The sequence below is a fragment of the Acidiplasma aeolicum genome (genome assembly GCF_001402945.1).
Lineage (GTDB): Archaea > Thermoplasmatota > Thermoplasmata > Thermoplasmatales > Thermoplasmataceae > Acidiplasma > Acidiplasma aeolicum.
Window position 1 is genome coordinate 1 of the sequence record NZ_LKBG01000239.1, and the last position, 11,466, is coordinate 11,466.

Here is an 11,466-nt window from a genome sequence, read left to right on the forward strand (position 1 = left end):
TGCATACAGATTAAAGGGGGTAAAGGGAGACCCATGGAGATTTTTCTCAATAGAATCCGATAAAAATTACACGGGCAGAATGCGCGGGCTGTATGAACTGCTTCCAAAGCAGGAAATAACAAAAAATGGTAATTTTATATTAAAATGGCATAAAGGTCTGCCCTTAATAAAACTTATTGATTATTTAAATTCATAAATTTTCTTTTATCGAATTATCAAGTATTTCCATGGCATCATTTATCTGTTCCTCTCTAATAATCAATGGTGGTATGAACCTTATTGCACTCTCTCCGGCACCGAGAAGTATAAGACCCTTTTTAAAAGAGGATTCTATAACATTATCTCTTAATTTTTTATTGTATTTTTTGCTTTTTGCATCCATAACAAAGTCAATGGCCTGCATTAATCCAAGGCCGCGGACATCCCCTATGCTTGGATATTTTTCCTGCAATTCCCTTAACCTCTTATTTAAATAGAAACCCATTTTATTTGAATTCTCAACCATTTTCTTTGATTTTATTTCATCTATTGTTGCTATGCTTGCAGCACAGGCCAGCATATTGCCACCAAATGTATTTGAATGCAATCCTGACTTTTCAAAATCATATTTTGATTTTACAATTGATGCCCCCATTGGTATTCCGGATGCTATGGATTTTGCAAGCGACATAATATCAGGGTCAATACCAAAATATTCAGATGCAAAGAAGTAACCTGTTCTTCCAAAGCCTGTTTGTACCTCATCCATTATATAAAGCATGCCATACTCATGTGCGAGTTCCATCATTCTTTTATGGAAATATTTTGGTGGCACTATGTAACCGCCCTCACCCTGAATTGGTTCTGCCAAAATACCCGCAACACTTTCTGCAGGTACATATCTGTCAAGAACATAATCCTTGAGGTAATCCACCACAGCACCTGTTAGATTTTCAGGGTCTTCATAACCATCTATTCCAAATGGATTTCTATATGGATCTGCAAATGGTATGTGGTGCACACCAGGCATTTCAGGATAAAAATATTCATGGTGTGTGGCCTTTGAGGCAGTAAATGCCAGGGACCCCATGGTTCTTCCATGGAAACCACCAATGAATCCTATAAATTGAGGCCGTTTGGTAAAACTTTTAGCAAATTTTATTGAGGCCTCATTGCTCTCGGTTCCAGAATTTGTAAAAAATACCTTTTTATCCCTTGAACCTGGCATAACATTTATTAGGGCCTCCGCAGCATCAACCTGAATTTTATAATAAAAATCAGTACCTGCAAAGTGCCACATTTTATGCATCTGATCCTCAACCGCGGAAATAAGGTGGCTGTTTGAGTACCCAATGTTTGATGTGCTTATTCCACTTGAAAAATCTAAAAATACGTTGCCATCAACATCCTCAATATAACAATCACTGGCCCTGCAGGCCACAACTGGTAATGATTTCGTGGATGTTGCCAGAAATTTAGAGTCCATATTTATGATCTCCCTAGCCTTTGGACCTGGCAGTTCTGTATTAATAACAATTTTTTTTAACATTTTATTCTCTTCCATGATTTATATAATTTACCTATCTTTAAAAACTTTTTTAATGGAATATTATAAATCCTCTAATTTCCTGCAATTTTTACTTGTTGAAAATTTTATTTATTTTTTATAAGGTTATCCTAATTTTGTAAAATTATATATAAAATTCCATAATATTAATCGGATGGCATCTGAGGACTGGAAATACCAAAAACGCTTTTTAAGAGATGAACTTACAGATATGGTATTCTATACATACCTTCATAATAAAATAGCAGACCCGGAAATGAAAAAAAATTTAGAGCACCTTGCTGAAACAGAAAAGGAGCATGCAAATTTCTGGGGGAATGAATTAAAAAAGAAACCAGGCATAGATATAAACAAAATAACATATAGAAAATTAAAATATTTTGGGCTTAAAATTGTAAGGTTTATAATAGGAAGGAATTTAATAATAAATCTGCTTGAGCATGGTGAATACGCCTCTGTTAGGAAATATAAGGAATATATAGATTCCTATAAGGGCAATGAGGATTACAAAAAAAAGGTAAGGGACCTAATCACACAGGAAATGGAGCATGAGGATATATTTGCCGGGAAAATATCAATTGAGGAGAAAACCATTCAAAAGAGCAGGGATTTTTTATATGGCATGAGTGATGGCCTGGTTGAGATACTTGCCACACTTGCAGGTCTTACAGCAATTATATCAAATAATATTTACATAGCATTAAGCGGTTTTGTTGTTGGAATTAGTGGAACATTCAGCATGACCTTGGGTTCTTATCTGGCACAGAAGTCTGAATCTGAATATAAAATATCCATGCTTAATAGAAAGCATATTTTTTCAAAGAGCAGGAAAATAGATGATTTAATTGAAAATTATTCCAAGGAGGCATCAAACTCTGCACTAAACACTGCAATATCATATATAGTGGGTGCGGCCATTCCAATACTCCCATTTGTTTTTCTTAGTAAATATGCTGCAATTCTTGTATCCATTATTGCGGTGGGATTAACACAGGGATTTGCAAACGCCGTTGTTGCTTTGTCTTTAAACACACCCATATTAAAAACCGCTGTCAGGGCATCATTGCTTGCACTTGGTGCGGCAGGCATAACATTTATTGCAGGAGAAATTTTTCACATAATATTTCATATTTCACTTTTATAATGAATAATTAATAAATGATACATAAATTATTTTCTGTTAACCATGTTAACACACAACTTTGGAACTTATCATCTCTTTGATGATTAACCTTCCTGTATAAACCCCAATAAATCTATTCTGACAAATGTCTCAGTGGCTGCAATTTTAATTATATTATATAATGCATTAAATCTGCATGTATAAGAATTCCCTTATATGTTCTGAATACTCCAATTTTTATTCCTTTCATAAATATTTTTCATGCTTCTCAATGCTTTCATATTGAAAAAGTTTAATATATATTTATAAATAGTGTCCAAGTAATGAAGGCACCAAGAATTGCATATTTTGTTGGTCTCTCCGCGATGTTTGCTGATATGGGGTATCAGGGGGCAATGGCCCTTCTGCCAGTATATCTAGTCTTTGTGCTGAAATTAAATTTTATATATTTCGGTATTGCTGAGGCATTAATTTTTGGATTTGGATCATTATTTTCCTATTTAGGTGGTAAATTAAGCGACAGATATGGGAGCAAGAATGTGGCAGTTGCAGGGAACAGCCTGATACCATTTTTATCATTCACAGGGTTTACATATATACCATTAATATCTGTTGGACTTTTTTCCACAGGATGGTGGATGAGAAATTTAAGGTCCCCGGCAAGGAGGGCGTTTCTGGCAGAGAATACAGAAGAAAATGAGAGGACATCATCATTTGGGATACTTCACAGCCTTGATGTTGGCGGTGGTATAATTTCAATTTTGATTCTTGTTATATTAATACTTTTAAATTTTACATACAAATATTTATTCTTATTCTCCATTTTTCCAATAATAATTTCCACATTAATACTGGCATCGATTAAATCAAATAAACACCTGCCTCTAAAAAAAAGCAATAAAAAAACAGTTCTGGAAAATAACAAATATATTTTTTATGGTATAATAATAGCCACCTCACTTTTTGGATTTGGATCCTACAGCATGGGATTTCCAATAATAACCGTTGCACAGAATGCGGATTACAGCCAGAGCCTTAAAATTATCTCCGGTATTGTATCATATGGAATATTTCTGGGTTTTTCCTCACTGACAGGATACATACTCAGCAGGGTAAATATTAAAAGTCAAATTTCCTCACTTGCCATATTTGGTTACATACTTTCAGGTGCCGGTACACTTGGAATTGTAATAACTCTAATTTATGGCCTCGGCCTGCCAGGATTTTATATTTCAATTATAATTGCATCTGTGGCGTTTGGCATAGTTGAGACATATGAACCATCAATAATATCAAAATCTGTGGATGCATCAAAGCTTGGTGCCGGCATGGGAATTCTATCCTCTTCAAGATCAGTTGGATATTTTATTGCAAATCTTATTATGGGTTTCCTGTATGAAATAAGCCCTGAATTCTCATATGCTTATGCTGGTATTGTTTCAATTGCGGCTGGTATAATCATACTTGCCTTCTTAAACATCCAAAGAAAATTAGAACCGGTGAAAATTTAAATTTGATATATACAAAGTTTAATATTTAAATACAGATATGGTTATTTATGGTGAATAAGGGTTTTAATTCAAAATGTGTGCATTCCGGTGATATGACCATAGATGGTGTGGGTAATGTTGTTACTCCAGTTTTTGAAAACTCCACATTTGAATTCAATGATAATGGTGTTTCAGGAGATTACATATATTCACGATGGGGGAATCCAACAGTTGAATCATTTGAGAGGAAATACGCGGATTTGGAAAATACTGAACACGCACTGGCATTTTCCTCTGGAATGTCTGCAATAACATCAAGTGTAATGGCCATGATAAAATCAGGTGATTCACTACTTACAATAAATGAGCTTTATGGCCAGACCTTTGAGTTCTTTTCAAATGTGTTGCCAAAATACAATATAAACGTTGATTTTACAACCGTGGAAGACCTGAATAGTGGAAATTTAAAAAATAAAAATTATAAATTACTATATATTGAATCAATAACAAATCCTCTACTTGAGGTTCCTGATCTAATAAATTTATCAAAAATATGTCATGAAATGGGAATAAGAATTGCCACGGATGCCACATTTGCCACACCTTATAATCAAAACCCGGTTTCAATGGGGGCAGATCTTGTTTTGCATAGTGGAACAAAATACATATCAGGCCATTCTGACCTTCTTATTGGCCTTGCAGGATTTAACAGATATTATGATGAATTTGCCTTCTCCAGAAAAACATTTGGTGGCACACCCGACGCATTTCAGGCCTATCTTGCTTATCGTGGGCTTAAAACGCTTGGCATAAGAATGGAAAGGCATAATAAAAATGCCATGGAGCTTGCGCAGGTTCTTAATGACTCTCAAAAAATTGAAAAGGTGTATTATCCTGGATTAAGGGATAATGAATACCATAAAATAGCCGAGAAAAATTTAAAGGGATTCGGTGGTATGATATCATTTAAGGTTAAGGGCGGAATAGAAAATTCACATAAATTAATTAAAAATTTAAAAATACCAAAATACGCGGTTAGTCTTGGTGGTGTTGAAAGCCTTATATCGATACCTGTTGAGGGCACGCATAAGGCAATGTCTCCTGAGGAAAGGGCAGCATCAGGCATAACGGATAACCTTGTAAGGCTTTCTGTTGGTATAGAGGATTCTGAGGATTTAATAGATGATTTTAAAAATGCCCTTGAAAAAATATAATTTATTTGCACAGTTTAATAAATTATTTAATCCTAATAAATTTTAAAATTAGTTGTATTTTTTTATTGCCACACCAAAAGTTGGGGTTTTTATCATTTCCTTAAAATTATTATGCTGTCTTATAAATTTTTTCCATGCATCATTCCAGTCAATATCGTCTGATGCCAGAATTCCATTAATATTCAGGTGTTCCATTGCCCACAGATATTCCCTTAACATATATTCCTCGGAGTGCATTGAATCATGAACAAAAAAATCTATTTTTAAGGATATTGCTGTAAGGGCAATATCGGAGCTTTCTATAACCTTTTGCCATCTGTTTTTCAGGTTATCAGGGACCAGCCAGCCTGCCATAAATTTTTTATTAGCCATTGTTACCTCATCCTTGATATCAATACTTATAAGTGTTCCACTGCCATTTTTTTCAAGGGCTTTGAGAATATAATATGTTGAGAAACCTGCCGATATCCCTGTTTCCACGCATATTTCTGGCCTGTACGTTCTAATCAGCATGTATAATAAAGCATCCTTTCCCTGTATACTTCTGAAATAACCGGTATTTGTTCCAAGATTTTCAACAAGTTTTTTGGATATTTCACTGCCAGTGCTGGCCAGGTCCATTATATCTTCATCTGAAAACAAATGTAATTTTCCTGCCCAGTAATAATATGTTATTAAAGACCATGCCATACCAGGTGTTGTGTTTTCTATTTTAACATTATTTTTAAAAGTTATATCCATGTAATACAAAGGGTTAGTGCGATATTTTAATAAAAATAGAAGAACGCTAAACGGCCTCTTCACACAAACCATTACATAATAGATTTTTGATAAATTTTTTAAAATCACATAATTATATAATTTATGTGAATAAAAATATTTGCTTTTTTAAAAAAATATTTTATCAAAAAAAGATGGTTAAAGCAGATGGTAGGCCCCGGTAATTTTATCCAGAATTTCATCCTCATCCGGGCCTATGCCAATACATGTCACTGTACCTGGCATTATCTGGGTATACCCTGCGTCTGTGATAATCTGTGTTATAATCCCGGCATCCCTGCAGATTTCATTTAGTTTATATATTTCCTGCAGGCCATCCACCTTGATAACCACCTTCTTTTGCCCCTCAGAAAGCCATTCGCTAAATATTTTTTTATTTTTTTTCATGGAGATTAATGCACATGAAACCGCAGCATGGGCAACCTGTGCAGCTATTTTACCCTTGCCCATTTCAAGGTCCTTTCTAACAGCTATAACCATCTTTACCATGGTACATCCTTCATTTTAAATTTATAAGCCAGTATGTTAACTCCCCTGTGTATTGGCGGTGTAATAATTAAAAGCACTATAATTGCTATAAAATTACCATAAAATTTTAGAAAAAATGGTCTCGCAAAAATGTATATCATAAGAAATGAGACCAGCACAAATGGCCACTGATCAAGTATTGATCCCCTGGCACCACTCTTCAACCCTATCCTTCTTTTTATGAATGACCCGGTTAAATCACCAAGCAGGGAACCAAAACTCATTGGTATGAGAACCAGAACTGTGGAAACAAGATTGGCCCCATAGGTTCCGTATGGAACATGAATTAGTAATGTTATATAATATATTATAATACCAGAGACAACACCTATTAATGACCCACCAATGAAACCAGACCATGTTTTCCCATCACCAAGTATGCGCTTCCCATGAAATGTTTTGCCCATGTCTATTTTAATATGCCCACCGGTAATTACGGCCCCGGGATTTGCAATGTATGCCGGCAGAAAAAGAATTATGGAGTATAATACAAACAGTACAATATTACCCATATGTTTCAACCGCCTTTAGTATATCGGCCTTTGTTATAATACCTTTTAGTTCGGTGCCATCCACAATAAGAACAGCATTTGAATACTTTAAAAGCGGGTAAATCATTGATATGGGACTGTCCTTATCAAGCTGTGGGAGTACTGCACCCATGACCTTTCTAACTGTAAGGTGCTTTAAAGATTCAATGGATGTTCCCTTTATTAGCATATCGTTTATATCCGACTCAGTAATTGTACCTATAATTCTTCTATCAGAGGTAACAACCGGTAGCTGAGAGAATCCTTTCTCCCTCATTTTGTTTAATGCGGTGATAATTGAATCGTTCATTTCACATGTAACAACATTTTTTGTCATGATGATTTCTGCCTTAAGGTCTATCTCCCTTGCCTTATTACCGGAGGCATTCAGATATTCAAAAATTTTTCTAACCTTGTCATATGCCGGATTTATTTCTCCCTTTTCCAGACGTGCTATGTAAGACTGGCTTACCCCGCTTATTCTTGCCAGCTCCTTCTGGCTTATGCCAAGGGATTTTCTCATTTTCCTTAATTCCTCAATACTGGGAAGCATAATTTTGCAATATAAAATTACTATTAATAATTATTGCTTAACAATATATAATACCAAAAAATAATCATAAAATGAGATCACAGGAATTTTTAAAAAAACACGGCAAGATACTTGTTCCAGTAATATCAACAGTAATATCCATATTAATTTTTGTAATGGCGCTTTACGTACCTGAGGCCATAATTCTTGTATTTGCAATACCTGTGGTAATATTCATTTTGATGCATTATTCTGGAATTTACAGATTTAAACCACGATTTTTTGGTGGATTAATAGTCCTCATAATCATGCTTCTTGTGGTTGCCGGCATATATTCAACTGATTTTTATCATTCCAGTGGTGTAACAACAACCAGTGAAAACCAGACATATATGGAAACAATAATAAGTCCATTTACACAGACATCTGGATATTATAATATCACTGTAAAAACAAATTACACTGGTAATATAAATTCTTCGTACATTAATATTGTATCGAGTAATTATAACAAAATTTATAATTATTCGTCTGGAGAACATGAAACCATTGGAAGTTACAGGTTAACATACTATCATATTAAACTGCCACCCGGACTCTACACTGTTTATTTTAATATAAGCAAGAAACTGTACATGGAAAGCATTGGCCCTGTCAATGTAAGTGCATTTACATTATATGTATATTACATTTATGCCATGGCGGATAAATACATTATTTTTCTTGGAATATTATACATAGCAGGGATAAGCATTGCATATTTCATGCAAAAGGGGAATTTAAATAATAATCAATTAAAAAAATAGAGATTTATCTTAGTGAGTTTACACGATTTATCTCACCATTTAATAAGAAAAAATTAATAAAACCTTGCGTTTATTTTAAAATATGTATGACATTACCGCAAAAAATATTTCAAAAACTTTCAAAAATTTTACAGCCCTTGACAGTATAAATTTAAATATAAACGGGGGCGAACGGGTTTCAATTCTGGGCCCTAATGGTGCCGGAAAAAGTACACTGCTTAAAATTTTAACAGGCATATTGAAACCTGACTCCGGATGCGTTAAAATAAACGGTCTGGATCCATTAACATCAGAGGCAAAAAAATACATAGGATATTTACCTGAGGATGCATACCCGTACCCAAATTTAAGCGTAATTTCAAATCTTGAATACATAGGCTCGATACGCGGTGTCGAAAATCTGGAGGAAAGAATTAATTATTTATTAGATTATCTGGAGATATATGAATACAGAAAGAAGAGGGTTTTAACATTATCCAGGGGTAACAGGCAGAAATTATCAATTGCACTGGCAGTAATACATAATCCAAAAATACTTTTGCTGGATGAACCGTTAAATTATCTTGATATACCCACACAGAGAAAGGTGGGTGATCTTTTAAATGGATTAAATGCAACAATGGTAATTTCAACGCATATCATGGAAATTGCAAGGAGGCTGTCAGGAAAGGTAATAATAATTAATAATGGAAGAATAAAATGGGAGGGGACAATGCCAGAGCTTGAGAGTATGGCAGGAGAAAATGAAAGTATAGAAACAATAGTGGAAAGGCTGATGTTAAATGTTGGGTAAGGTCATAAAATTAATACTTTCAACAAGATTTACAGTATTTTTCATGCTTTTAATTATAATTATGATATATGTTTCCATTATAAGTTCAATTACAGGCATAAATTTTTATCTCCCTGAATACAGATATGTATATATTCTAATCTCTGCAATATTTATATTATTATTTAGCAGACCCAGCAGGATACCTCTTATGAAATCTGATATAGATTTTCTTTATGTTTCACCAATAAAAAAAACAGATTTCGCTTTGGCCATCTTTATATCATATTATATTGTTTCAGGTATGATGTTGCTTATTTTTTTGCTTCCTTTTTCAGTTTATACTGTTTCAGGAATTTATGGCAAGGCTATTGCAATGACTGATACCGTGATTTTTTCTTTTTTTGCCGTGGCATCTGAATTAATTTCAATTTCAATGCAAAAATATAAAATTTTAATTGCGTCCATTATTATATTATACATTGCCTCAACTGCAATTTTTGGTTACGGCCCATTAGGATTTATTTTTGGGCATATATATTCAGGGACATTGATTATAATCGCCTCCATGATAATTGCCATGTACTTTTCCATTAAAGGCCTGGAGAACTATTCAGACCTTTCAATATCGGGTAAAAGCCTGGAATCCGATAATATCGGATTTTATTCTAAAAAAGGATGCATGTCCATATTAAAAAAATCGTATTATATGGTATACATGAGGGGAGGGATTGTAAAAAATTACAATATGTTCATATTTATTCCTCCCGGTGTAATTATTGCCATGTTAATATTCTATTTTTTCATAAAAATTCCAGATAAGGGTTTTTTATCGGAATTTATTATGATACTTTTTATTCTCTATTTAACCATATTTTCAATTTCGATGATCCAGAATACCTTTATGTATGAGAGGGGATGGCTTTCATTTAACTCGGTCGATCCTGCAGTTTATATGAGGTATTTTTTGCTTGGTAAGGTTTTAAGGTATTACACAATAATGATTCCAAGTGCAGTTATATTTTTACTGGAATATATATTTATTGGAGGTATTTATTATTATGTAACCATAATAATATTATTCAATATTCCATCAATGATAATTATTGGGGTCCTTGTCCTTATGAGAACAAACCCAAGGCAGATAAAGGACCCTGAATTTATTCAGATCAGAAATAGCATAAAAAATTCAGTTTACATGGTTTTAATAATACCATTCATTATTATCAATTTATTTATATTACTGTCATTTTACGCAGTCATAATATCATCATCAATACTTTTTGCATCTGGCATTTACATATTATTAAATAAGAATTTATGGAGATCTGCTGCATTAAAATTATTTGAAAGAGGTTTTATTTAATGCCATAGACATTAAATCATCATCATTATATGGCCTGTTTGTGCTTTTAATTTCGTTTAATATGTAATTTATATCGTCGTCACCAACATTTATGCCCATGTTTGCAAGTTTTTCCTTTATTGCGTGCTTTCCAGAATATTTATCTATTGTAAATCTGCGCGTTCTGCCAAAAATTTCAGGACTTAAAAATTCATATGTTGATGAGTTTTTTATTATTCCCTGTACATGAACGCCTGATTTATGTGTAAATGCAAAATCCCCAGTTACAGGATAATTTGGTGGCATTGATATACCTGTGTAATCCTCCACCTGCCGTGATATTTCCATGAGCATTTTTAAATTAATCACATCAATGTTCATATGATATTTTAGCATGGCGGCAATCACCTGTGTGGGAGTTATGCCAACACGCTCCCCAAGACCATTAATTGTGCTGTGTATTATTGTTGCACCGTTAAGTGCTGCAGTATAGCTGTTTGATACTGCCATGCCCATATCATTGTGTGCATGGATATCGTATTCAACATTTTTTATATCAGAAACTGATTTAAAAAGGCGTTCTGTACTTTCAGGCGTAAGTATACCAAGTGTATCGGCAAGTGATATTCTATCCGCACCTGCATCCCTGGCGGTTACAATAACGTCACGGAGAAAATTAATATCGGCCCTGCTTGCGTCCTCAGCAGTGAACCTAACCTTTATGCCATATGATGATGCATATTTGACCGCATCATAAATTATGTCCAGTGCCTCAGATCTTGTTTTATTTGTTTTGTATT

Annotated in this window: 12 protein-coding genes and 1 pseudogene; 7 read left to right on the plus strand and 6 right to left on the minus strand. The window is 33.9% G+C overall.

The window, feature by feature from the left end:
* Positions 1–196, plus strand: a pseudogene (locus tag AOG54_RS09950) (hypothetical protein); the annotation flags it as partial.
* On the opposite strand, the gene AOG54_RS06240 reads toward AOG54_RS09950, so the two are convergent.
* On the minus strand, positions 191–1,543 hold the full coding sequence (locus AOG54_RS06240) for an acetyl ornithine aminotransferase family protein (RefSeq protein WP_054964524.1): 1,353 nt from the start codon (positions 1,541–1,543) through the stop codon (positions 191–193). The pseudogene AOG54_RS09950 and the gene AOG54_RS06240 overlap by 6 nt on opposite strands.
* 157 nt (positions 1,544–1,700) lie before the next feature.
* Here AOG54_RS06240 and AOG54_RS06245 point away from each other — a divergent pair, with 157 nt between their 5' ends.
* The 3 genes from AOG54_RS06245 to AOG54_RS06255 all read left to right on the plus strand — a co-directional run bounded on the left by AOG54_RS06245 (position 1,701) and on the right by AOG54_RS06255 (position 5,373).
* Positions 1,701–2,690 (plus strand): VIT1/CCC1 transporter family protein, encoded by a 990-nt coding sequence (locus AOG54_RS06245; RefSeq protein ID WP_048102112.1) that lies wholly within the window; start codon positions 1,701–1,703, stop codon positions 2,688–2,690.
* 302 nt (positions 2,691–2,992) lie between these two features.
* Positions 2,993–4,180 carry an MFS transporter gene (locus AOG54_RS06250; RefSeq protein WP_048102111.1) on the plus strand — a complete coding sequence of 396 codons (1,188 nt, stop codon included), beginning with the start codon at positions 2,993–2,995 and terminating at the stop codon, positions 4,178–4,180.
* Positions 4,181–4,227: 47 nt separating this feature from the next.
* Entirely contained in the window at positions 4,228–5,373 is a 1,146-nt protein-coding gene (locus AOG54_RS06255; protein WP_048102110.1) for a PLP-dependent transferase, read from the plus strand.
* A 48-nt stretch (positions 5,374–5,421) separates the two neighbouring features.
* Here the strand turns inward: AOG54_RS06255 and AOG54_RS06260 are convergent, their stop codons facing one another.
* The 4 genes from AOG54_RS06260 to AOG54_RS06275 all read right to left on the minus strand — a co-directional run bounded on the left by AOG54_RS06260 (position 5,422) and on the right by AOG54_RS06275 (position 7,764).
* Positions 5,422–6,114 carry a class I SAM-dependent methyltransferase gene (locus AOG54_RS06260; protein WP_048102109.1) on the minus strand — a complete coding sequence of 231 codons (693 nt, stop codon included), beginning with the start codon at positions 6,112–6,114 and terminating at the stop codon, positions 5,422–5,424.
* A gap of 177 nt (positions 6,115–6,291) precedes the next feature.
* Positions 6,292–6,642, minus strand: a complete 351-nt coding sequence (gene pth2 / locus AOG54_RS06265; RefSeq protein WP_048102108.1) for a peptidyl-tRNA hydrolase Pth2 — start codon at positions 6,640–6,642, stop codon at positions 6,292–6,294.
* The gene (locus AOG54_RS06270; protein WP_048102107.1) at positions 6,636–7,193 is read right to left on the minus strand and encodes a CDP-2,3-bis-(O-geranylgeranyl)-sn-glycerol synthase; all 558 of its coding nucleotides are present in this window, start codon (positions 7,191–7,193) and stop codon (positions 6,636–6,638) included. The genes pth2 and AOG54_RS06270 overlap by 7 nt, the downstream gene beginning before the upstream one ends.
* Entirely contained in the window at positions 7,186–7,764 is a 579-nt protein-coding gene (locus AOG54_RS06275) for a CBS domain-containing protein (protein ID WP_048102106.1), read from the minus strand. Before AOG54_RS06275 ends, AOG54_RS06270 begins: the two co-directional genes overlap by 8 nt.
* Positions 7,765–7,835: 71 nt before the next feature.
* Here AOG54_RS06275 and AOG54_RS06280 point away from each other — a divergent pair, with 71 nt between their 5' ends.
* The 3 genes from AOG54_RS06280 to AOG54_RS06290 all read left to right on the plus strand — a co-directional run bounded on the left by AOG54_RS06280 (position 7,836) and on the right by AOG54_RS06290 (position 10,687).
* Positions 7,836–8,549 carry a hypothetical protein gene (locus AOG54_RS06280; protein WP_048102105.1) on the plus strand — a complete coding sequence of 238 codons (714 nt, stop codon included), beginning with the start codon at positions 7,836–7,838 and terminating at the stop codon, positions 8,547–8,549.
* An 82-nt stretch (positions 8,550–8,631) separates the two neighbouring features.
* Entirely contained in the window at positions 8,632–9,342 is a 711-nt protein-coding gene (locus AOG54_RS06285) for an ABC transporter ATP-binding protein (protein ID WP_048102104.1), read from the plus strand.
* Positions 9,332–10,687 carry a hypothetical protein gene (locus AOG54_RS06290; RefSeq protein ID WP_048102103.1) on the plus strand — a complete coding sequence of 452 codons (1,356 nt, stop codon included), beginning with the start codon at positions 9,332–9,334 and terminating at the stop codon, positions 10,685–10,687. The genes AOG54_RS06285 and AOG54_RS06290 overlap by 11 nt, the downstream gene beginning before the upstream one ends.
* On the opposite strand, the gene AOG54_RS06295 is transcribed toward AOG54_RS06290, so the two are convergent.
* Positions 10,664–11,466: homocitrate synthase/isopropylmalate synthase family protein (locus AOG54_RS06295; protein WP_055032541.1), on the minus strand; the 803-nt coding region annotated here is incomplete at its 5' end. The two genes, AOG54_RS06290 and AOG54_RS06295, sit on opposite strands and share 24 nt — an antisense overlap.